This window comes from Alsobacter soli (assembly GCF_003004785.1).
Lineage (GTDB): Bacteria > Pseudomonadota > Alphaproteobacteria > Rhizobiales > Beijerinckiaceae > Alsobacter > Alsobacter soli.
On record NZ_PVZS01000007.1, the window covers coordinates 105,613 to 127,429 of the forward strand.

The window sequence follows — 21,817 nt, forward strand, 5'->3', positions numbered from 1 at the left end:
CCCCCGGCGGCGACCGCACCGCCTCCCAGACCCCGGCATTGCGGCGCGCTGCTTCTCGTCGGTCGCCCGAGCCGAGGGCGCCCGCATCGGCTATCGGACGGCGCTGCCCATGTGGGCGTTCAGCGTGGTCAACTGATCGCGTATCTCGGCCAGCAGCTTCACGTCCGCCGGAATCTCGGGCGCCTTTGGCACATCGGCCTTGGCGTCCTGGGCGCGAAGGAGCTGGTTCATGGCCCGGATCACCAGGAACAGCACGAAGGCGACAATCAGGAAATTCAGCAAGACCGTGAGGAACTGCCCGTAGCCCAGCACGGCCCCCTGCTTCTTCGCGTCCACATAGCTCAGCCCGGACTGCACCTTGGAAGACAACGGGATGTAGTAGTTGGAGAAGTCGAGGCCGCCGGTGATCGCCCCGATGATGGGCATGATCACGTCGGCGACCAGCGAGGCGACGATCGCACCGAAAGCCGCTCCGATGACGACGCCGACCGCGAGGTCCACGACGTTTCCTCGAAGGGCGAACTTTTTGAACTCCTCAATCATGGCGCGCCTCCAGCTTGGTTTCCCCTGGGCGATGCTCGGATCGGGCGCACCCTCCGTCAAGCGGGGCGTCGGTCAGCCCCACCCTTTCCAAAGATGCCGACCTTAGGGCCGCCGGTTCGCCATTGGAACTTCACCTCATTCTTCCACGTCATCGGTGAGATCTTCGACCGCGCTTACCAGGGCGCGAGCCTTGGCGGGCCACCGGCCACCGGCTTGCAGACTGTCGCCGTCCCCCCGGGCGGCGCCACGATTGTTGAGATGAAACTCGACCGCCCCGGTCACTACGCCCTGGTTGACCATGCGCTGTCGCGGGTCGAGCGTGGGCTCGCGGGAATGCTGATCGTGGACGGTCCGGCGAACGACGACGTCATGCATGCCGGCCAGGCGACCACCAAATAGAAGGAGTTCCCCCTATGGCTCAACATCGCGCCGCGCCCGGCGAAGTCATTGACCTGAGCCCGCTCGGCGCCTCACTGCCTGCCGCCCGGACCACCGCGTTGGTGAAGACGGACGCCTTCGAGGCCGTGCGCCTCGTCATGAAGGCCGATTCCGACATCGCCAGTCATCAGGTGGCCGGGCCCATCACCCTGCACTGCCTTGAGGGACGGGTGGTCTTGAGAACCACGGAGGGCGCGGTCGAACTGGGCTCGGGCGGATGGATTTACCTGCAGGGCGGCGCGCCGCACGGGCTCCATGCGATCGAGGACTCGTCCTTGCTGCTGACGATCATGTTCGGGCGATGACAGACCAGCGGCGCCAGGAGCTCGTCTGCGACGCGGCTGGCCAGGCGCCCGCTCCCCTAGCGCGAGAGCGTCCTGGCGCATCCCGCCGCCCTGGCGGCTTCATACGCCGCTCCGGCCACGGCCAAGTCGGCGGCGCCAAGTCCGCGAAATACGAAGATGGCCCGCTGCCTCCCATCGCTGCGGCCAGGCTTCGCGCCGCCGCAGAGTTCCGAGAGATCGGCATGGTAACTGCCTGAAGGCCCGAAGTCCGTGGACAGGGGCGCACTCTTGGCCGCCTGCTCATGGCTGTCCGTCACCACCAGATCGAGTTCGCGAAGGCCCTCGGGCGCCCAGGAGCGGGCGATGTCAACGGCGGACACGAAGGCTCCGGGCCGGAGCCAGCGCGGGTCCAGGAAAGGTTCGAGTCCGGCCGTCATTGGCACCGTCGTGACCACCACGTCGCTGTGGGCGACGACCTCGCGGGGATCGTCGAGGACCTCCACCCCCCAACCGTCCGCACGCGCCCTTTGGGCGAGGCTTTCGGCCGAGGCCCGCGTGCGGCTGAAGGCCCGGATGGTACGGAGGCCGGGCAACACCTCCCGGAGCGCCGATAGGTGAGTCCGCGCCTGAAGTCCGCATCCGATCAGGCCGAGCGTGGCGCTGTCCGGCGCGGCAAGATAGTGCGCAGCCGCCGCCGACATCGCCGCCGTCCGCAGCCCTGTGATGACGTTGCCATCCATCAGGGCGAGCAGGCGCCCTGTCTCGAAGTCGTTCAGCGCGATGACGGCGTCGACGCCCGGCGCGTCCGATCCTGGCGCCACGGGCGCCACGCCCAGCCACTTGCAGGCAGCGAAGCCGGCGCGCTCCCAGGCCGCCGCGAGCGACTGGAACGAATGTCCTGGCCCGATATCCAGAACCTGCTTGGCGGGCGCAACCACCTCGCCCGCGTGGATGGCCCGAAAGACTTCCACCACCCGCCGCCGAACCGCGCCGGCCTCCATCCCTAGGTCGTCGATGTCACGCGCCGAGAGGTAAAGCACGTCCGTCATGGCCGAGTTACCGAAACCGAGCGGACACGACGCAGAAACTCATGCCGTCTTTCTCTCGTCGAACTCGCGCCTGAACTTCTCGCTCACGGCGACCCCGCTTCTGAAGCGCCCGATCCCGAACGGCTCGAGCGGAGTTTCGGTCCCGCCGTCCAGGATCATCTCGCTGAGGCAGAGGCCGACACCGGGCCCGATCTGGAAGCCGTGACCGCAGAAACCGAAGGCGTGCCACAGCCCCGGCGTGGTCTCGCTCGCGCCGATCACCGGCACCATGTCCGGAAGGTAGCCCTCCGTTCCCGACCAGACTCGGATGACGCTGCAGGAGCGAAGCACCGGCGCCAGCTCGGCGAGGCGCTTCATGGCGGCCAGGGTCTTCTGCGGCGGCACGGGCACGCGCTGGGAGGCAGGATCGGCTGCGGTCCGAGGATAACCTGCCAGGATGAGGTTGCCCCGCCTTGTCTGGCGAACGATCACCGAGCCATCGATGGTCTGCACCGACGGGCTCATGAAGTACGGGAACGGCTCCGTCACGAACTGGGGCGGGCCGGCCGCAAACAGCGGAGCCGTCTCGCCGAACTGTTCGGCGATCTCGACCGCCCAGGCTCCAGCGGCGTTGACGACGTTGGCGCAATGGATCCGCAGGTCGGGGTCGGCCCGCAGTTCGAATCCGGATCCGGACTTGCGGACCTCGCTCACCCGAATGTTCTCGAAAACAGACGCGCCAGCGTCGCGGGCCGCACGCGCTACGGCGGGAGTGACCAGCCGCGGGTTGGCCGTGGCGTCGCGAGCCGAGAACGTGGCTGCCGTGACCTTGTCGGCCAGCCACGGGTAGCGGTGCTTCAGGTCCTCTCGCCCGAGCCTTTCGATGGAGAGGCCGTACGACTCGGAGACCTTGGCGTAGCCCTCCAGCTTCTCGGCCTCGCCCTCGTCGAAGGCGCAGTAGAGGTGACCTGTTCGCTCGTACTCGCAGGCGCTGCCCACGAAGTCCTGGAGCTGTTCCCAGATCGCCTGGGAGCGCAACGACAGCGGGTACTGGCCGGGAAAGCGGCCCTGCAGCCTAAGATTGCCGAAATTGGTCCCGCTCGACTGGGCGCCTACGGATCCCTTCTCAAGGATTGCGACCCGCGCCCCGCGGCGCGCCAGGAACAGGGCCGTCCAGCACCCCACCAGTCCGCCGCCGATGACCGCGGTGTCGAACGTGGCGACCGTCATGCGACGCACTCCTCTCCCGGATGCCGGGCCTGATCGGAGCAGAGCATTTCAACCCTGCGACATGGCGTGGGCGGTCGCCACGACGATGGGCGCAAAGCGGGGCGCGATCTCGTCGCGCGCGTACCGCATGCAGGAGACGGCGACGTTGACCGCCGCCTGCGGCCGGCCCTTCGCGTCGAGGATCGCGGCCGCGACCGAAGCGTCGCCGATGTAGAACTCCTCGAACGCGGTCGCGTAGCCCTGCTTGGCTGCGAGGCGGATCTTCGCGATCAGGTCGTCGCGCTTCCACGTGGTGTGGGGCGTGTGGGCCGCCAGGTTCGACCGATCCAGGATCGCGATCGCCTCCTGCTCCGGCAGGCGCGACAACAAGGCGATGCCCGGCGCCGTGCAGTAGGCGGGCATGCGCGTGCCCACGATGACGTCCGTGTTCAGCATGTGGCGGCTGACGAACCTCGACACGAAGATGATGTCCGTGTCGTCCAGCTGCGTGAGGTTGACCGTCTCCTCGGTCTCCTTGCTGAGATGGAGCAGGTACGGCATCGCCAGTTGGACGAGCCTCTGGCCGCTCAGGAAGTTGTACCCCAGGTCGAGGGTCCGGGCGGTCAGTTCGAACCGCTTCGTGGCCGGATCTTTCTTCAGCAGCCCGATTTTGACGAGCGTATGGGTGAAGCGCTGGCAGGAGCTCACATCCATCCCGCTGAGCTGCGCCACCTGGGACAGGCTCAGGGTGTCGTGCCCCTTTCCGAAGACCGACAGGACCCGGAAGGCCTTCTCCACGGACGTGACCATGAGCGGATCGGCGCGCCGCGCTTCTTCCTCGCCCGCGGCCGACCTGGTCAGCTTTGCTCCACCGGAACGCGACACATCCGCCTCCACACGCAAATCGAGAATTCCATTGACACGAACGCCGGTCAACAGTTCAATATTATTTATCGCATTGCAATAAAACAGGGAGATGCGCCGGTGGGACAGTTCATTCTGCGTGAGGTTCGCGGCAAAGTCGGCGTCATCACCCTGAATCGCCCAGAGGTCTTGAACGCCTGGCACGGCCCCATGCGCGCGGAGTTGATCGAGGCCTTCAGCGAAATGGAGGCGAACGAGGCCGTCCGCGCCGTGATCCTCACCGGCGCCGGCGAGCGGGCGTTCGGAGCGGGCCAGGATCTCAACGAGACCAAGCAATTCGATCCCGACCGCGCCGAACTATGGATCGGCGAATGGGAGGCGCTCTATGACCGCATGCGCAGCCTCTCCAAGCCGATCGTGGCGGCGCTGAACGGCGTCGCGGCCGGCTCCGCCTTCCAGGTCTCGCTCCTGTGCGACTTCCGTATCGGCCATCCAGGAGTCACCATGGGGCAGCCGGAGATCAACTCCGGCATCGCGAGCACGACTGGCCCCTGGATCATGCGGGAAATCATCGGACTCGCCCGGACGATCGACCTGACGCTCAGCGGCCGCATGATGGATGCGGACGAATGTTACCGCATCGGCGTGATCAACCGCATCGTCCCCCAATCCGAGGTCATGGCCGAGTCGCTGAAGCTCGCTGGCGAGCTCGCCGAGAAGCCTCCTGTCGCCATGCGGCTGAACCGGGCGCGGTTCCGGGAGGTGACCGAGCCAGGGTTCCGCGACTGCCTCGCCGCCGGCGCCCGCAACCAGCGGATCGCCTATGAGACCGGCGAGCCGGCGCGCATGATGGAGCAGTTCCTGGCCACGCGCGCCGCACGGAAGAAATCCTGAACCGCGCAGAGAAGCGGATCGAACCGGGAGAGGGAGAGGGAACGCCATGAGCAAGACAACGCTGGAGACGACTCGTCGCGGTCTGCTGACCGCCGCCGGCGGCCTCGCGGCTGCGATCGCCGCGCCTGGCCTGATTGGCCGCGCCGCCGCCGCCACCCAGATCACTGTCGCGGATCCGGGCGGCCCCTTCGGCCCCGCCTTCCGCAAGGCTTTCTACGATCCCTTCGAGAAGGCGACCGGGAACAAGGTCGTCAACGTCGCCCGCGAGGCCGAGCCGACCGCGCAGTTCAAGGCCATGGTGGAGACCAAGTCCTACATTTGGGATGTCTGCACCCTGACCCTGTCAGCCCGCGACATCCTGGCGAAGCAGGGGCTTCTGGAGCCGATCGGCTTCGGCCGGAATGAAGCGCCCAAGCTCATGCCGGAGGCGATCTCCGAGAACTGGATGGGCACGGACGTCTATTCCACGGTCTTCGCCTACCGGACCGACCGGGTGAAGACGCCCCTGAACAGCTGGGCCGACTTCTTCGACGTGGAGAAGTTCCCCGGCCGCCGCTCAATGCGCAAGAACCCGATCGACTCCCTCGAGCAGGCGCTGCTGGCCGACGGGGTGCCGCTGGACAAGCTCTACCCCCTGGACGTGGAGCGGGCCTTCAAGAAGCTCAACGCCATCAAGCCGCACATCGCGGTCTGGTGGACGGGCGGCGCCCAGACCACCCAGCTGCTCCAGAGCGGCGAAGTCGACATCATCACCGGCTGGAACGCGCGTTTCCAGGCGGCGATCGACGGCGGCACGCCGGCCAAGATCGTCTGGAACCAGGGGCTCTACTCCATCGAGGGCTGGTCCATCCCGAAGGGGTGCCCCCGCGCCGACGTGGCCCGGGCCTTCATCAAGTTCTGCAGCGATCCCGAGCGACAGGCCGCGATCACCGAAGGGCTCGCCTACGGGCCGACGAACCTCGACGCCTACAAGACGATCCCTGCGAAGCGGGCCGAAGACCTTCCGACCTCGCCGAACAATCTCAAGAAGATGGCCATCGCCGACGAGAACTGGTGGAGCGCCAACCGAGCGGCGGTCACCGAGCGCTTCAACAGCTGGATCCTGTCGTAAGGTGGAGGCTTCGGTGGCGAACCACCGAGAGAGTGCGGCATGACGCCATCGAAGCTTTACGTAGACGGCCTGTGCAAGAAGTACGGGCAGGTCACGGCCCTCGAACCAACGCAGCTCGAGGTGGCCCAGGGGGAGTTCCTGACGCTCCTGGGTCCGTCCGGGTCGGGCAAGACCACCCTCCTCCAGCTCATCTGCGGGCTGGTGGAGGCGACCTCCGGCCGCATCCTCATCGACGGGCAGGACCAGTCCGACGTCCCGGTGTATCGTCGGGACATCGGGCTCGTGTTCCAGCACTACGCCCTGTTTCCGCACCTGACCGTCGCGGAGAACATCGGCTTCCCGCTGAGGATGCGCGGGCGTCCGAGCGCCGAGATCAAGACCCGGGTGGCGGCAGCTCTCGACATGGTCCATCTCGGGCACCTTGCGGGTCGATTCCCGCGCGAGCTGTCCGGCGGCCAGCAGCAGCGGGTCGCGCTGGCGCGCTGCTTCGTCTACCAGCCCTCGATCATCCTGATGGACGAGCCGCTCGGGGCGCTGGACAAGAAGCTGCGCGACCACATGCAGATCGAGATCAAGCGCCTGCATCGCGACAGCGGCGCCACGATCGTCTACGTGACGCATGATCAGGACGAGGCGCTCGCGCTGTCCGACCGCATCTGCCTGATGAACCACGCACGCATCGAACAGCTCGGGACGCCGCAGGACATCTACCGCAAGCCCCGCACGGCCTTCGCGGCGGACTTCATCGGGATCTCCAACATCTTCCGGGGAACGTTCCGGACAGAGGGCGAGCGCATCTGCCTGGAGACTCCGCAGGGGGTATTCCGTCTTCCCTCCGAATGCGCCCCGACTGGCGATGGCGGTGGACTCGTGGTGCGGCCCGAGCAACTGCAGTTGGGCGGCCGCCCCGAAAACGCCCTCGCCGGCCTGGTGCGGGAAACCGTCTACGCAGGGTCGGAGACCCGCATCATCGTCCGCAGCGCCGGAGACCAGGACGTCACGCTCCGCCTCCCGTCCCACCAGCGGGCGCCCGCGATGGGCGAGACCGTCACGATCGGGTGGGACAGCAACGCCGCGGTCCTCGTCCCATGAGTGTGGCGTCATCGTCGTCCACGGAAGGCGCTGCGCCACTGGCGCCCCGCAGCGCCCGCGTCCGGCTCACCGCCACGTGGCTGGTTGCGCCCGGGCTCGCCTTCCTGGCGGTGTTCTTTCTGTACCCGGTTGCGAGCCTGCTCTTCCTGTCTGTGACGGACCCGGAAGGCGGCGGCTGGAGCCTGCGCTCCTTCGCCCGCATCGCCAGCACGGACGTGTATCTCCGGGTTCTGGGCATCACCTTCAGGGTCGCAGGCAGCACCGCCGTGCTCTCGCTCCTGATCGGCTACCCCCTCGCCTACTGGATCGCATCGCTGTCCGAAGCCGTGCGGAACCGCGCGCTGCTGTTCGTGGTCGTGCCCTTCTGGACGAGCTATCTCGTCAAGACCTTCGCCTGGATGCTGATCCTGGGCCGCAACGGCGTCATCAACAAACTGCTGATGGGCGCACACGTCGTGGACGGGCCCCTGCCGCTGCTGCAGAACGAATTCGGCGTCATGGTCGGCATGGTTCACAGCATGGTCCCGCTCGCGGTGATCACCATGCTGCCCGTGCTGACGAGCATCGACAGGCGGCTCGTGTCCGCGGCCCAGACCTTGGGGGCAAGCCCCTCCCACGCCTTCTGGATGGTCTACTTCAAGCTGTCCCTGCCCGGAGTCACGGCCGCCGGCCTGCTGGTCTTCATCTCGTCCCTGGGCTTCTTCATCGTGCCGGCCTTCCTGGGCGGGCCGCAGCAGACCATGCTCGCCCAGCTGATCATCACCCAGATCTCCGAGCTGCTGAACTGGTCCTTCGCCGGCGCCCTCGCCGTGATGATGCTGGCCACCGCGCTCGCGGCCTTCTGGATTTATGATCGCGTCTTCGGCATGTCCTCGATCTCGGGCGGCGCGTCCGTGGAGACCGACGGCAAGCTGCGACGGGTCGGGATCGAGGCGCTCGCGCTGCTCGCGAGCGCTTCGGAAGCCTTGGCTGCAGGCGCCCGCGCGGTTCTGGGACGACGGGTCACGGCGGGGCTCCTGCCCGCTGCATCCTGGCTCATCATCGCTTTCTTGGTGCTGCCGACGCTCCTGGTCATCCCGATCGGCTTCACCAGCTCGGAGTTTCTGTCCTTCCCGCCGCCGGGCTATTCCGTCCGCTGGTTCGACACGTACTTCTCGTCGCCCCTGTGGATCGCGGCCACGCTACGCTCCTTCGGCGTCGCCTTCGCGACCGCCCTGGTCTCCACGGTGATCGGCGCAGCCGCGGCGATTGCTCTTGCGGGATCGCGAACCCGCTTCGGCGGCGCTATCTTCGCCTTCTTCCTGGCGCCCATGATCGTGCCCCGCGTAGTGATCGCGGTCGGCATGTTCTACCTGTTCGCCCGGCTGGGGCTGGTGGCCACCAACACAGGCCTCGTCATCGGCCATTCGGTGCTCGCCCTGCCCTTCACGGTCGTCACCGTCACCGCCATTCTGAAGACCTATGACCCCCGCCTCGACCAGGCGGCCGCGACGCTCGGCGCCAATCGCGCGCGCACGCTCGCCTATGTCACGGTCCCGATCATCCGGGGCGGCCTGGTCGCAGCCTTCCTGTTTGCGTTCATCACGTCCTTCGACGAACTCACCATCGCCATCTTCATCAGCGGCGGCATCGCCACGACCCTGCCGAAACAAATGTGGGACGACATGATCCTACAGCTCAATCCGACGCTTGCGGCCGTTTCGACGGTCGTCTTCGTGGTGGTCACCGCCCTGCTGCTGGTCGCCCAGCGGCTGCGACGGACGGCGTAGGCACTAAAGGATAACGGCATGAACCCGACACAGACGGTCCTGTCGGAACTGCTGCGCGAGCAGGCGCGGCGCGATCCGGACGGCGCCTACGCCCGGTTCAACGGAGCGCCGGTCACCTACACCGCGCTCGACCGCCAGTCGGCCGCGCTCGCCGCGCGCCTGCGGGACGAGGGCCTGGAGCGGGGTGCGCACGTGGCGGTGATGATGCGCAACAGCGCCGCAGCGCTGGCCGTCATCTTCGCCCTGGCCAAGGCCGGTCTGGTCTGGGTTCCCGTGAACGCCCAGCAGCGCGGCGAGGGCTTGCGCTACCAGCTCGAACATTCGCGGCCGGCCTTCGTCATCGCGGACGCAGATTTCGAGCCCTCCATCGCGGAAGCGCTGGACGGGCGGGCCGTCCCCAGCCTCTGGCATGCGGACGACGCGAAGGGAACGCTGCAGGATGCGCTTTCCGGGCCCGCCTCCTTCGAGGAGCCCGCTCCGAGCCTCGATGACCGCTTCGCCATTATGTACACGTCCGGAACGACCGGACGCCCCAAGGGCGCCATCGTCACCCACCGCATGCTCCTGCTCGCGAGCCACGCCGTCGGGCTCGTCTCGGCTGGACGGCCGGGAGACGTCTTTTTCGTCTGGGAGGCCCTCTACCACATCGGCGGCGCCCAGCTCCTGCCCCTGCCTATGACGCACGGCATCCGCCTCGCCATGGTGGACCGATTCAGCGCCAGCCAGTTCTGGACCCAGGCCAGGGCCGAGGGCGCCACCCATATCCACCATCTGGGCGGGATCCTGCAGCTTCTGCTCAAGCAGCCGCCTTCCGAGCTCGACCGGACCCACGGCGTGCGGGTCGCCTGGGGCGGCGGGTGCCCCCCGGATATCTGGACGCAGTTCCAGGACCGCTTCGGCGTCCACGTGCGCGAGTGCTACGGCATGACCGAGGCCTCGAGCATCACGACCTACAACGACACAGGGCTGGTCGGCAGCGTCGGCAAGCCGGTCCCCTGGTTCACGGTCGACCTGCTCGACGCCGCCGGCCAGCCGGTCGCGACGGGCGAACGCGGCGAGATCGTCGTGCGCACGTCGCTCCCTGGCGCGATCTTTCCCGGGTACTTCGACAATCCGGAAGCCACGGCCCGGGCGCTCCGCGACGGCGCGCTATTCACCGGCGACCTCGGCTCCCTCGACGCCGGCGGCGACATGTTCTTCCACGGCCGGATGACCGACAGCGTGCGCTGCCGCGGCGAAAACGTCTCCGCCTGGGAAGTGGAGCATGTGGCCGCCAGCCACCCGGACGTGGAGGACTGCGCCATGGTCGGCGTGCCGTCCGACATCGGCGAGCAGGATATCAAGCTCTTCCTGAAGCTCAAGCCGGGGCGCCGGGCCAGCGAGGAGGCGCTCTCGGCCTGGCTGGGCGCGCGTCTCGCGCCCTACCAGAACCCGCGCTACCTTGCTCTTGTCCCCGACTTCGAGCGCACGGCGAGCCAGCGCATCATGAAGGGCAAGCTCTCGACCCGCCTGGACGACTGCTTCGACCGGCTCGCGAAGAGCCGCGCCGTGGGAAGGGCCGCGTCATGAGCCAAGGATGCGACATTCTCCTGTCCGGCACGGGCGCCTTCGCGGCCCGGATCGCCTTCGACATGGCCGCCATCGCCCGCAAGCCCGTGCGCTGCGTGATCGCGGGGCGCAACCGGGAGCGGTTGTCCTGGCTGGTGACCGCCGCCAACGCCAGGGCCAAGATCTTCGGGACCCCGGCCCGCTTCGCGGAATTCGGCGTGGACCTTCTGGCCGAGGGCGCCGCGGCCGAGATGCTTGGGGCGACCGCGCCCCGGCTCGTGGTGCAGGCCGCATCCGTCCAGACCTCCGCCGTGATCGCGCGGACGGACGACGCCTGGTCGGCCCTGGTGCGCGACGGGGGCCTCAGCGCCACGGCGGTGGCCCAAGCGCTGATCTCGTCCCGGGTCGCAGCCGCGACGGCCGCGGCCGGCCGGGATATCCGTTTCGTCAACTGCTCGTTCCCGGACGTAGTCAACGGCCTCATCGCCGCCATGGGCTACCCGGTGCTCTGCGGCATCGGGAACGTCGCGATCCTGTCTTCCGTGTTCGCGGGCGCCCGCGACCTCGATCCCTCCCGCATCAAGATTCTGGCCCACTACCAGAACCTGGCTCCGTTCCGGCTGCCCCGGGAAGGCCGGACCGGCCGTCCGCCGCGGGTCTGGATCGACGGCCGGGAGATCGAAGGTGTGTTCGAGGCGTTCAGCGACGTGAAGCTGACCCCCGAGCCGGTGATCGACGTCTCCGGCGCGTCCGGCGCGCCCTTGTTCCTGGCGCTTTCGTCGGGCGATGACTGGACCGGGCATGTCCCCGGCCCGCATGGATTGCCGGGCGGCTATCCGGTTCGCCTGAGCGGCGGCGCTCTCGAACTGCATCTTCCCGCCGGCCTGTCTCGCGACGATGCGATCGCCTGGAACGGCTCGTTCGAGGCCGAGAAGGGCCTCGTCGTCGATCGACAGGGACGGGCCGCCTACACTGGGCGTTTGCGCGACCTGCTCGCAATCCATTCGCCGGACCTCGCCAAGGGCTTCGATGTTCGAGACATCGAGGACGTCTACCTCGAGATGCAGCGGCTTCGCGCGCGTCTCGAAGCGACCTCCTGACCCGGCGGCGCCGCCCAGCCCCCTCTTGCCGAGAGCTTGCGACCATGCTCGACCGAACCGCGCCGCAGACGGCCAAGCCCACCAAGATCTCCTGGTGGCTTGACGAAGCCCTCGCCAGCGAGCGGGACGCTCCCGAGACCCCGGCCTTGCGCGGCTCTCTCGAAGCCGACGTCACAGTGGTCGGCGGCGGCTTCACCGGACTTTGGACGGCCCTCCTGCTCAAGGAGCGCAAGCCCGATCTTCGGGTGGCCCTGATCGAGGCGGATATCTGCGGCGCCGGCGCCAGCGGGATGAACGGCGGCAAGGTCCACGGCTACTGGGCCGCGCTGCGGGGTCTCTCCGCGACGGTCGGCCCCGACGGCGCGCTCGAGGCCGCGCGCCTGGGCACGATGGCGCAGGACGCCATTCGCGCCTTCTGCACGGCCCCAGGGCGCGATGTGTGGTGGAGAGAGTCCGGCAACCTGCGCGTCTCCACCTCGGAGGCGCAGGACGGGAAGCTGGATCTCGCCTTGGAAGCGGCCCGCCGCCTCGGCGCGCCCGACACCGCGGTGCGGCTGGACAAGGCCGAACTCGACCGGCGCATCCGATCGCCGAAGTTCCGCCGGGGCATCTTCTACCCGGAGGGCGCGAACCTCCATCCTGCCCGGCTGGCGCGAGAACTGCGCAAGGCGTGCGTCCAGGCGGGCGTGAGCCTTTTCGAGCACACCTGCATGACGCGGATCGAGGAGGCGGACGAATGCGTCGTCCACACGGACTCGGGCCAAATCCGCTGCAGGCAGGTCGTGCTAGCGACCAATGTCGCGCTCGCCACCCATCCGTTGGCCTCGGCGCACCTGGCCGTCTTTTCGTCGTACGCCGTGATGAGCGAGCCCATCCCGGACATGCACGAGCGCATCGGCTGGCCGGCTGACGAGGGCGTCGCCGACCTGCGCATGTTCCTCCACTACTTCCGCAAGGCGCAGGGTGACCGCATCCTCATGGGCTCCGGCTCCGGACCCATCGCGTTCAACGCCCGCTACCACGACCGCGCCATGAACGAGGACGAGGCCTCCGCCGCCAGGGCGCAAGAGGCCCTGTGGCGCCTTCTGCCGGATCTCGGCAGATCTGGGATCGCCAAGGCTTGGGGCGGCGGGATCGACATCTCAGCGGACCGGCTGCCGTTCTTCAAAACGTCCGACAAGGGTCGGGTGCATATCGGCTGCGGCTTTTCCGGCCATGGGGTCAACGCGACCCGCATCGGGGGGGAATGCCTTTCGTCCCTGATCCTGGGCGAGCGCAACGCCTGGACGGAGTCGCTCTTCTGCCGGCGGTCGCCGCCGCGCTTTCCTCCCGAACCGTTCAAGACGGTGGGAGGACGTATGGTGCGCGCGGCGATCCTGTCCTGCGAGGAAGCCGAGGACCGCGGGGAACAACCCGGCACGGCGGCGCGCTTCGGAGCCTGGTTGCCGCGGGCGCTGAACATCAAGGTGGGAATGCGCTAGACGGGATTTCGGCTCTCGGCCCGAGCGGACGCTCGGAAGCTCAGTTCCTGTCCCTCGCCCGCTCCCACCATTGGCCTGCCAGCGGCAGAGGTTTGGCTGCTCCTTTCGTGATGAGCGCCTGACGCGCTCTAGATGACTGCGGTGAAGGCGATCACCGTCCATGCTTGCAAGCCCCGACCCTGGCGGCCCGAAGATTTTTGCATAGCAGCATTGGCGAGCAAGCCATTGTTGCGCTGCAGCAATGGGATTATTTGACCGCGCAAAGACCGTTTCTCGAAGGAATCGTGGAATGACCGCGCTTGCGCTCTCCCAAACCACTGGCCCGCGTGAGGGCCTCCTGGCCCGACTGGCTCGCTTTTTCAGCCTGTTCTGCGAAGCCTACGCCGAAGCCTTGGCCACGCAGCGCCGCCTGACCGCCCGCTTCCCGGAGTGATCTTGGGGCGCGATGAGACGCCGGAACAAGTGCGCCCGTTGAGGCGGCGGCTCGCTTGATTGCTTCGCCTGACTGGACCAGTCGGCCGCCTGATCTTTCAGCGGGATCCGTCCTGTTAACGCACTGGCGAGCGCAGAAGGCGAACCAACCCGCCGTTCGGAACGCCTCCGGAGCCCGTCCGGAAAGCTCTCCTCTGGTCCGAAACGAGTGAAACATCTTCTTTCCAGACCGAATGGTAACGTGACAACCTGCTGCGCCGAACGTTCAATAAGGGCTTGACGGTATACCCCGGCTCCAACGCTGGAGGGTAACTTGTTGATCAGCCCACGTATGCTTGCGGTTGGCCTTGCCACGCTCGTCCCCGGGCTCCGAAGCCTGACCGGCAGGAGAACGGGAGGCACGGTGTCCTCCTGCTACTGCTATTCGGTCTGGCTGCGTCACTTGTGCATGCTTCATGAGCATGGGCTGCCGACGGACTTCGAGACCGTGGCCGAACTTGGCCCAGGCGACTCGCTCGGCGCCGGCCTCGCCGCCCTCCTGTGCGGAGCCGAGCGCTACATTGCGCTTGATGCGGTCCGATACGCCGACAGGGCCACGAACCTGCGCGTGTTCGACGAGCTGGTCGAACTCTTCCGGAATCGCGCGCCCATCCCAGATCAGCGGGAGTTCCCACGCGTTCAGCCCCCGCTGCGCTCGTACGCGTTTCCGTCGGATCTGCTGACGCCGGCCCGCCTTGAAGCGGCCCTCAGCCCGGATCGGGTAGGCCGGATCCGCGCGGCCCTCGCCGCGCTCGGCACGGACCGCCGCGACGGACCGATCTGCTATCACGCTCCGTGGACGGCCGACATGATCGACGATGCGTCGGTCGACCTGGTGTTCTCGCAGGGCGTTCTTCAGTTCGTTGAAGACATCCCGGCCGCGTACGCCGCAATGGCGCGGTGGCTGAGGCCAGACGGTGTGATGTCCCACGAGGTCACGTTCCAGTCGATCGGGATCACGACCGAGTGGAACGGCCATTGGGCCTGTTCCGAACCGCTCTGGAAGCTCGCGGTGGGCAACAGGCGCCACGCCACCAACCGCGTGCCTCATTCGGCGTACGTGTCCCTGTTGCAAGACATGGGATGGCGCATCCTGACGGAGGTGCGCGTCGAACGGTCGTCAGGCATCGACCGCAGCCAGCTCGCCTGCCCTTACCGGCACCTGAGCGACCGGGATCTCTCGACGAGCAGTTCCCTGCTGCAGTCGATGAGGCAGACAGCCTCTCCCCCGCAATTCGCCAGGGCGGCCGTCGCGAAGGCGACGTAGGCCAAACTTGGCCTGACTGGTAAAGGCGTCCCCGACTGGCTTGCACAAAGCCAATTTGACTCCTCCGCCGCAGCTTGCTGCAACCTGCATGCGGCAAGCGGCGGGCTCGCGCTTGCGCGTGCGCCGGCGCGTTCCGCATCCGATTTTTGGGGGACTCATGGACCTGATCGAGCGGCTCTTGGCCAGAGGGCTGCACGGCGCCATCCATCGCGGATCTCTCGCCGTGACCTTCGCTTCGGGGGACGTCCGGCGCTTCGGGGATGGAAGCGGTCCCGCGCTCGCAGCGCGCTTCACGGACCGGCGGGCCCAGGCCCTGATGGCCCTCGACCCCGATTTGCGCTTCGGCGAACTCTACATGGACGGGCGCTTCGTCCCGGTAGCCGGATCCATCCGCGACATCCTCGGCCTCTTTTACGAGAATGCGGAGGCACAAGCGCAACCGTGGCTCGCGAGGGTCCTGGCCGCCGTCCGCTTTCGCGCGCGCCGGCTTGCGCGCTCAAACCTGCCGGCGCGGTCGCGGCGGAACGTGGCCCATCACTACGACCTGGACGAGCGCCTGTTCCGGCTCTTCCTGGACGAGGACATGCAGTACAGCTGCGCCTACTTCGCCAAGGACGACGATACGCTCGAGCAGGCCCAGGCGGCAAAGAAGCGACGGCTGGCCGCAAAGCTTCACCTCGGGCCCGGTTCGCGCGTCCTGGACATCGGCTGCGGGTGGGGCGGACTGGCGCTCACTCTCGCCGACGCCGGCGCTGGCGAGGTTCTCGGGGTCAGCCTTGCGGAGGAGCAAATCCGGGTGGCCCGCCAGCGCGCGTCGAATGCGGGGCTGGAGGATCGAGTCCGGTTCGAGCTGACCGACTACCGAAGTCTGGAGGGCCGTTTCGACCGGATCGTTTCGGTCGGCATGTTCGAGCACGTCGGCGTAAATTTCTACCGAACATTTTTCCAGAAGGCGGCCCGTCTCTTGGCTGACGACGGGGTCATGGTCCTCCACACGATCGGCTCGTCAGAAGCGCCGGGCTTCGTGACCCCCTGGCTCGACAAATACATCTTCCCCGGCGGCGATATTCCGTCACTCTCCGAGATCGTGCCTCGCGTGGAGCGCGCCGGCCTGATCGTCACGGACGTGGAGGTGTTGCGCTTCCACTACGCCCTGACCCTGGCGGAGTGGGCTCGCCGCTTCCAGCGGCGTCGCGCCGAGGCGGCGGCCCTCTACGACGAGCGGCTCTGCCGCATGTGGGAATTCTATCTGGCCGCGGCCGAGTGCGCGTTCCTTCACGAGAACCTGGTGGTGTTCCAGATCCAGTTGGCCCGCTCGGCGCGCGCTCTGCCGCGCACGCGCGATTACATGTCCGCTAGCCTCGCTACGCGAGCGGAAGCGTCAAGGGCGCCGGCGCAGGCCTAGGAACTCGCACCGGTTCGCCCCCTGCTCGCCCATCAGGACCGGCGGCGCCAAACCTGGGTGCGGCCGAACAGGGAGACGCCCTTGAAGCCGCGAACCTCCAGGGCCTGGCCATTCGGGCGGAGCTTCGCCTCCAGTTGGTATGTGTCCCCCGTGTCGGGGTCCAGGATCTGACCGCCCCGGTAGCCCTCGGGCGTTCGCTTCAGGTCCCGGATCACCGTCAGGCCGACCACCGGCGCATCCTTGAGGGGGCCCTGGCAACGGCTGCACACGGGATTCTCGGGTTCGCCCGGCTCGGGAAAGACCTTCACGATCACGCCTTCGACGACGCCGCCGCGCTCCCTGAGCGCGACGAAGGCGCCAACCTGGCCATCCTCGTCGACCTGCTCCCACTCGCCCACGATGGGATCCTGCCCCTTGGGCCCGGCGGCGGTCACGGAGGCGAACGCCAGCATCGCGAGAACAGCGATCGCCGCGGTGCGTGGAAGCGCAAGGGGAGTTCGGACCATGGCTGCGGCCTCGTTGGGGGTGAGAACAGGCCCGATCAGGCCGGGATCACGGCCGTTCCCGCCATGTCGCGTTCCTAGCATCCGATGGGCGAGTATGTGGACGTTCAGCGCCGCTGCATCAAGTCGAAAGTGGAGCCAGCCCCAGGTCAATTCTCGCTGAACTCAGAGTAGCGCGGGCGCTTCAACACGTTTTGGTGGGACCTCCATTTTTTGGAGCCATGCGTGCGCGTTCAATACTCTGGAGAGGCGGCGGCGCTCCTTGTTTCAAGCATTTAGCGCTGCGCCTGATGCTGGCACGGAGGTTGCGAAGACATCTCGACCACTGGCGCGAGCCACGGCTCCGTTCCGTCCCACCTCCTCCACACCAGCGCGAGCTTCCCATGAACTACATGCCTGCCCACTCCCGCACCGCGAGGAGCGGCGTCCTGTTCGATGCGGCCCGCCGGGTCATTCCGGGCGGCGTCAACAGCACCGCCCGCGCCACCTGGTCGGGGTGGACGCCCTATCCGCTCTTCGTGGAGCGTGGAACGGGGTCGCGCATCGAGGATGCGGACGGCAACGTCTACATCGACTACCTGCTGGGCCTGGGACCGATGATCCTGGGCCACCGGCCGCCGGAGGTCACGCAGGCGGTCGTGGACTTCATCGAGAACCGCGGCACGGTGTTCGCGCTGCCCACGGCGGACGAGGCCGTGCTGGCGGAGAAGATCGTCGCCGCCCTCCCCTCCGTGGAGCAGGTCCGGCTCTGCAACACCGGGACCGAGGCCGTGCTCTACGCCACGCGCCTGGCCCGGGCTTTCACCGGCCGGCACAAGATCGTCCGCTTCGAGGGCATGTATCACGGCTTCTCGGACGCGGTGTACTGGAGCAAGCATCCCTCGCTCGAGAAGGCCGGCCCGGACAGCCGTCCCCAACCGGTGGCGCAGGGGCCGGGGATGCCCAAGGGCGTCGAGGCCAACCTCATCATCCTGCCGTGGAACGACGCCGACGCGTTGCGCGACGTTGTTTGGACCCATGGGCACGAGATCGCCGCCGTGCTGACAGAACCCCTAATGTGCAACACGGGCTGCATCCTGCCAGAGCCGGGATATCTCGAGGCCATGCGCGCCATCACGGCCGAGGCTGGCATTCTGCTGATTTTCGACGAGGTCATCACGGGCTTCCGGCTTGGCCTGGCCGGCGCCCAGGGACGGCTCGGGATCAAGCCCGATCTCTCCGTTTTCGCGAAAGGCCTGGGCGGCGGCTTCCCGGTCGCGGCCATGGGCGGACGACGGGACGTCATGTCCTTGGTGGACCAGGGCCGCGTGTCGATGGCCGGCACCTACACAGCCAATGGCATCGCGATCGCGGCCGCGAACGCCACCCTGGACATGCTGGCCCGCCCGGGATTCTACGAAAACCTGGACGCGGTGTCCGACCGGCTTCGGCTGGGGCTTGAAGACGTCCTGCAGGACGCCGGGCTTCCCGCCCATGTGGTCGGCCTCGGCCCGCTCATGCAGGTCTGGTTCTCCGAGAAGCCGATCCGGAACTACCGCGAGGCGGAGCGCCACGCCGACCAGGCCCTCTTCGATCGGTGGTGGCGCGGCATGCTCAGCCGCGGCGTGCTCTTCCACCCGGGCGCGTACGAGAACCTCTTCGTGTCGGCCGCCCACTCGGCGGAAGACGTCGACGCCACCCTGGACGCGGCCCGTGACACGGCCCAGGAGCTGCTGCGGGGCGCCTGAGCCCCGCCTCAGCGGCCGATCGCGAAGGAGTAGGTGATCTCCGTCCCCACCGTGAGCTGATCCCGCGAGCCCATCCGACGCACGATCGGGCTCGCGGCGGCGTCTCGCACGAGCCGGTCGTAGCGGATGTAGCCTGTGGTGGTCCAGGCGTCGGACCACGCGTAGCTCAACGCGGTCTCCCACCCGACGGACTTCAGCCCCGGCCCGGGATCATAGGCGTAGACGCGCGGGTTCAGGGCCGCCTCGCTCGGAAGCACGCCGAAGTTCGCGTCCATGTAGTCGGAATCCGCGAAGGAGGCTCGTGGACCGCCGGACAGGGTGAACTTGCCGAACCGCTGCACCCAGTCGGACGAGAGGTCGGCCACGAAGCCGTCGGCGCGCCCACGAAACCCGTGGCGAACCTCCAGGCGCATGCGCAGGCGGTCGAGAACCGGCCAGAACTCCGCGAAGACGCCGCCCTCGATCGTCCACGGCACGTCTCTCAGGCCGTTCAGGTCGTGGTTCGAGGAGCGATAGCGCCCACCACGCAGGTTCGCGACCGGGCCGATGGCGAACCGCTCGTTTCCGAACAGGGTGAAATCGAACCCGTCGTCCGGGGCCGAGAAGCCAGCCGGCTCGTCGGCGCGGCGAATGCTGAACGATGGCAGCGCATAGACGTCATAGAGCGCCGCGCCGTCGTAGCGGGGCGCTGCCGAGAGGTTCGCGCCCATGGTGACGATCCACCCGGAGGCGGGCTCGGGGCTCGTCACGGGCGGCGCATCCGCAGCGCGCACGGCGCCGCTGAAGGCCAGGCATGTCAGAGCGATCAGGACGGGACGAAGGGTCACGAGTCGGTTCGCAAGTGGATGAAACCTGCGGGGAGCGCACGCCCCGCTGACGTTCAAACCTTACGTCGCGCCGCCCACCCCGGCCAGCACGCTTATTCGGGGTGATCTCCAAAATTTGGAGCTTGGAAGCGTCAAGGTCCCGGGGCGTGGAACATGACCAGTCGAAACATCAACGCCTTAGCCACCGCCGCCCATCTGGCACGAGGGTTGCCCAGAGGGGACCATGAACTGTCGATCACCTGTGCGAACCTCCGCGCCGTCCCTCCGCATCCTGTGCGACTTCGATGGCACCGTCACCCGCCAAGACGTCACGGACGCGCTGCTGGAGGCCTGGGCCGATCCTACCTGGACCGACGTCGAGGAACTTTGGACGACGGGCGCGATCGGGTCCCGCGAATGCCTGACCCGGCAGGTGAGCCTGCTTCGGGGAGAGCCGTCCGATATCGACGCCGTGATCGACGGGATCGAGGTCGAGGTCGGATTTCGCGAGTTCGTCGCCTACTGCGCGCTGCGCGGCTTTCGGCTCGAGATCGTGAGCGACGGCCTGGACTATGCGATCCGGCGCATCCTGGAGCGCCTCGATCTGACGGTCCCATTCCGGGCGAATGGCCTGACGCGTGACGCCGAAGGGGATTGGGCGCTCCAGACGCCCCATGCGGACTCGGGCTGCGCGGCGGACTCGGCGCACTGCAAATGCCGCTCGGGCGTCCCCTTCCAGAGCGACGCGCTCACGGTCGTGATCGGCGATGGCCGCTCCGACATCTGCCTCGCCGGCTCCGCCGACCTGGTGTTCGCGAAGGAGGGCCCGTCCGGGCCTTCCACGCTGCTGCGCCACATGCGGGCGCACAGGCGGCCGGTCGAGCCGTTCACGACCTTCTTCGACGTCGTCGCCGGCTTGGAGCGCTGCTTCGGAGCCGCCCCTCGCATCCTGGAAGGACAGGCCGCGTCATGGCTGTAACGCTCGCCACCACGCTGCGCGCCGGTCTCGCCCCGAGGCAAGCCCCGGTGGTGACGGTGCTGGACCTCGACGGCAGCCAACCGAGCCAGCCGCCGATCCGCCACCGCATCGCAGCCGGGGCCGCGGCCCGGCTCGACCTGCGCGACGTGGGACGCAAGCTTCGTCTGTGGGCGTGGGACCGCGATTACGCCGCCTTCGCCCGCCGGCTGCCCGCTCCTTCGGGCGCGCCCGAGATCTTCCTGCTGGGATCGGGCGATTACCACCATCTGACTGCGGCCCTGATCGAGCGTCGGGCCGAACCGCTCACCGTCATCCACTTCGACAACCATCCGGACTGGGCGTGGACATTCCCCCGCCGGCATTGCGGCTCCTGGGTGAACGCCGCGCTCAAGATGCCCCATGTGGCGCGTGTGATCACCATCGGGTGCTGCAGCGACGATCTCGCCCAGCTCGACCGAGCCGGCGAGAACCTCGCCGCCCTCCGCTCGGGAAAGCTCGAATTGCACCCCTGGTACCGGACCCCGACCGCGTTTGACCGGGACGATGCCCCCGTTCCCGGCCATGTGGTCGCCCATGGCCAGCTCGAATGGGCCAACCTCGCCGGGGAGGACTGGACCGGCTTTCTGGCCCGCCTGGTCGCCCGCCTTCCCACCGAGGCGGTCTGGATCACGATCGACAAGGACGTGCTGGCGCCCGATGAGGCCGCCACGAACTGGGACCAGGGCGCCCTGCCCCTTCCCTTGCTGGAGCAGGCCGTCTCCACCCTGGCGCGCGCCTGCCGGGTCCTCGGCGTCGACCTGTGCGGCGACTATTCCCCCGCCGGTCATCGTCACCCCATGAAGATCGCAGAAGCGTGGCTGGACCAGCCGCGCCGCGCTCCGCGAGACCTGGGGCTCAACGAGAGCACGAATGCCCGCCTCCTCGATCTCCTGGAGGAGGTGCTGTGACTCCCATAATCGCCGCCCTCTTCGCCGCGACCATCCTGTTGGACGTCGCGGGCCAGACCGCCTTCAAGCTGGGCCTGTCGAGCCACGACGGCCCGCTATGGCGCAAGGTCCTCACAAACCCGACGACGCTCGCCGGCGTGGCCGCCTACGCGCTCGAGATCCTGCTGTGGCTCGCCGTTCTCTCGGAGGCGCCGCTGAGCGTCGCCTTTCCGGTAGCCGCCCTCGCCTATTGCGGCGTGCTGCTCACCAGTCGGTTCGTGCTCGGTGAGCGCGTATCCGCCCGGCGCTGGCTCGGAGCCTCCATCATCACCCTGGGCGTCGCCCTCGTCTGCATCAGCGCTGCGTGAGACC

The 21,817-nt window shown here is 67.8% G+C and carries 22 protein-coding genes; 16 read left to right on the forward strand and 6 right to left on the reverse strand.

Features of this window, described 5'->3' with window-relative positions; genetic code table 11:
- Positions 1 to 90: 90 nt before the first annotated feature.
- Positions 91 to 543: a large conductance mechanosensitive channel protein MscL gene (mscL, locus tag SLNSH_RS08095; RefSeq protein WP_106336176.1), complete on the reverse strand. Its 453-nt coding sequence runs from the start codon at positions 541 to 543 to the stop codon at positions 91 to 93.
- 258 nt (positions 544 to 801) lie between these two features.
- On the opposite strand from mscL, the gene SLNSH_RS25135 reads away from it, so the two are divergent.
- The gene (locus SLNSH_RS25135) at positions 802 to 942 is read left to right on the forward strand and encodes a cupredoxin domain-containing protein (RefSeq protein ID WP_196240223.1); all 141 of its coding nucleotides are present in this window, start codon (positions 802 to 804) and stop codon (positions 940 to 942) included.
- Positions 943 to 956: 14 nt separating this feature from the next.
- On the forward strand, positions 957 to 1,286 hold the full coding sequence (locus SLNSH_RS08105; protein WP_106336177.1) for a cupin domain-containing protein: 330 nt from the start codon (positions 957 to 959) through the stop codon (positions 1,284 to 1,286).
- A gap of 56 nt (positions 1,287 to 1,342) precedes the next feature.
- Here SLNSH_RS08105 and SLNSH_RS08110 read toward each other — a convergent pair whose 3' ends face one another.
- From SLNSH_RS08110 to SLNSH_RS08120, 3 genes are read right to left on the reverse strand one after another with little or no spacing between them, the layout of a single operon-like run.
- Positions 1,343 to 2,314, reverse strand: coding sequence for an ornithine cyclodeaminase family protein (locus SLNSH_RS08110; protein ID WP_106336178.1), 972 nt, complete (start codon positions 2,312 to 2,314; stop codon positions 1,343 to 1,345).
- Between the two features lie 39 nt (positions 2,315 to 2,353).
- Entirely contained in the window at positions 2,354 to 3,523 is a 1,170-nt protein-coding gene (locus tag SLNSH_RS08115) for an NAD(P)/FAD-dependent oxidoreductase (RefSeq protein WP_106336179.1), read from the reverse strand.
- 48 nt (positions 3,524 to 3,571) lie between these two features.
- The gene (locus tag SLNSH_RS08120; RefSeq protein WP_106336263.1) at positions 3,572 to 4,312 is read right to left on the reverse strand and encodes an IclR family transcriptional regulator; all 741 of its coding nucleotides are present in this window, start codon (positions 4,310 to 4,312) and stop codon (positions 3,572 to 3,574) included.
- A 174-nt stretch (positions 4,313 to 4,486) separates the two neighbouring features.
- Between SLNSH_RS08120 and SLNSH_RS08125 the strand changes: the two genes are divergently transcribed.
- The 10 genes from SLNSH_RS08125 (at position 4,487) to SLNSH_RS08165 (ending at position 16,504) form a co-directional block, all read left to right on the forward strand.
- Complete coding sequence (locus SLNSH_RS08125) at positions 4,487 to 5,260, forward strand: enoyl-CoA hydratase/isomerase family protein (RefSeq protein ID WP_106336180.1); 774 nt, start codon at positions 4,487 to 4,489, stop codon at positions 5,258 to 5,260.
- 46 nt (positions 5,261 to 5,306) lie between these two features.
- Entirely contained in the window at positions 5,307 to 6,371 is a 1,065-nt protein-coding gene (locus tag SLNSH_RS08130) for an ABC transporter substrate-binding protein (protein ID WP_106336181.1), read from the forward strand.
- A gap of 39 nt (positions 6,372 to 6,410) precedes the next feature.
- On the forward strand, positions 6,411 to 7,463 hold the full coding sequence (locus SLNSH_RS08135; RefSeq protein ID WP_106336182.1) for an ABC transporter ATP-binding protein: 1,053 nt from the start codon (positions 6,411 to 6,413) through the stop codon (positions 7,461 to 7,463).
- Positions 7,460 to 9,232 carry an ABC transporter permease subunit gene (locus SLNSH_RS08140; protein ID WP_106336183.1) on the forward strand — a complete coding sequence of 591 codons (1,773 nt, stop codon included), beginning with the start codon at positions 7,460 to 7,462 and terminating at the stop codon, positions 9,230 to 9,232. The genes SLNSH_RS08135 and SLNSH_RS08140 overlap by 4 nt, the downstream gene beginning before the upstream one ends.
- Before the next feature lie 18 nt (positions 9,233 to 9,250).
- The gene (locus SLNSH_RS08145) at positions 9,251 to 10,801 is read left to right on the forward strand and encodes a class I adenylate-forming enzyme family protein (RefSeq protein ID WP_106336184.1); all 1,551 of its coding nucleotides are present in this window, start codon (positions 9,251 to 9,253) and stop codon (positions 10,799 to 10,801) included.
- Positions 10,798 to 11,880, forward strand: coding sequence for a hypothetical protein (locus SLNSH_RS08150; protein WP_106336185.1), 1,083 nt, complete (start codon positions 10,798 to 10,800; stop codon positions 11,878 to 11,880). The genes SLNSH_RS08145 and SLNSH_RS08150 overlap by 4 nt, the downstream gene beginning before the upstream one ends.
- Positions 11,881 to 11,924: 44 nt before the next feature.
- Complete coding sequence (locus tag SLNSH_RS08155) at positions 11,925 to 13,361, forward strand: NAD(P)/FAD-dependent oxidoreductase (RefSeq protein ID WP_106336186.1); 1,437 nt, start codon at positions 11,925 to 11,927, stop codon at positions 13,359 to 13,361.
- 289 nt (positions 13,362 to 13,650) lie between these two features.
- Positions 13,651 to 13,794: a hypothetical protein gene (locus SLNSH_RS24860; RefSeq protein ID WP_158266717.1), complete on the forward strand. Its 144-nt coding sequence runs from the start codon at positions 13,651 to 13,653 to the stop codon at positions 13,792 to 13,794.
- Between the two features lie 402 nt (positions 13,795 to 14,196).
- Complete coding sequence (locus SLNSH_RS08160; RefSeq protein WP_158266718.1) at positions 14,197 to 15,099, forward strand: methyltransferase domain-containing protein; 903 nt, start codon at positions 14,197 to 14,199, stop codon at positions 15,097 to 15,099.
- A gap of 157 nt (positions 15,100 to 15,256) precedes the next feature.
- Positions 15,257 to 16,504 (forward strand): SAM-dependent methyltransferase, encoded by a 1,248-nt coding sequence (locus SLNSH_RS08165; protein ID WP_106336264.1) that lies wholly within the window; start codon positions 15,257 to 15,259, stop codon positions 16,502 to 16,504.
- Between the two features lie 32 nt (positions 16,505 to 16,536).
- Here the strand turns inward: SLNSH_RS08165 and SLNSH_RS08170 are convergent, their stop codons facing one another.
- The gene (locus SLNSH_RS08170; RefSeq protein ID WP_158266719.1) at positions 16,537 to 17,010 is read right to left on the reverse strand and encodes a DUF2147 domain-containing protein; all 474 of its coding nucleotides are present in this window, start codon (positions 17,008 to 17,010) and stop codon (positions 16,537 to 16,539) included.
- Positions 17,011 to 17,390: 380 nt separating this feature from the next.
- Between SLNSH_RS08170 and SLNSH_RS08175 the strand changes: the two genes are divergently transcribed.
- Positions 17,391 to 18,734 (forward strand): aspartate aminotransferase family protein, encoded by a 1,344-nt coding sequence (locus SLNSH_RS08175; RefSeq protein ID WP_106336189.1) that lies wholly within the window; start codon positions 17,391 to 17,393, stop codon positions 18,732 to 18,734.
- A gap of 8 nt (positions 18,735 to 18,742) precedes the next feature.
- Here the strand turns inward: SLNSH_RS08175 and SLNSH_RS08180 are convergent, their stop codons facing one another.
- Positions 18,743 to 19,561, reverse strand: coding sequence for a MipA/OmpV family protein (locus SLNSH_RS08180; RefSeq protein ID WP_106336190.1), 819 nt, complete (start codon positions 19,559 to 19,561; stop codon positions 18,743 to 18,745).
- A 223-nt stretch (positions 19,562 to 19,784) separates the two neighbouring features.
- On the opposite strand from SLNSH_RS08180, the gene SLNSH_RS08185 reads away from it, so the two are divergent.
- The 3 genes from SLNSH_RS08185 to SLNSH_RS08195 are packed head-to-tail and all read left to right on the forward strand — an operon-like array spanning position 19,785 to position 21,813.
- Positions 19,785 to 20,519, forward strand: coding sequence for an HAD-IB family phosphatase (locus SLNSH_RS08185; RefSeq protein ID WP_106336191.1), 735 nt, complete (start codon positions 19,785 to 19,787; stop codon positions 20,517 to 20,519).
- On the forward strand, positions 20,510 to 21,466 hold the full coding sequence (locus tag SLNSH_RS08190; RefSeq protein WP_210202490.1) for an arginase family protein: 957 nt from the start codon (positions 20,510 to 20,512) through the stop codon (positions 21,464 to 21,466). Before SLNSH_RS08185 ends, SLNSH_RS08190 begins: the two co-directional genes overlap by 10 nt.
- On the forward strand, positions 21,463 to 21,813 hold the full coding sequence (locus SLNSH_RS08195) for a DMT family transporter (RefSeq protein ID WP_106336192.1): 351 nt from the start codon (positions 21,463 to 21,465) through the stop codon (positions 21,811 to 21,813). The genes SLNSH_RS08190 and SLNSH_RS08195 overlap by 4 nt, the downstream gene beginning before the upstream one ends.
- Positions 21,814 to 21,817: the final 4 nt, after the last annotated feature.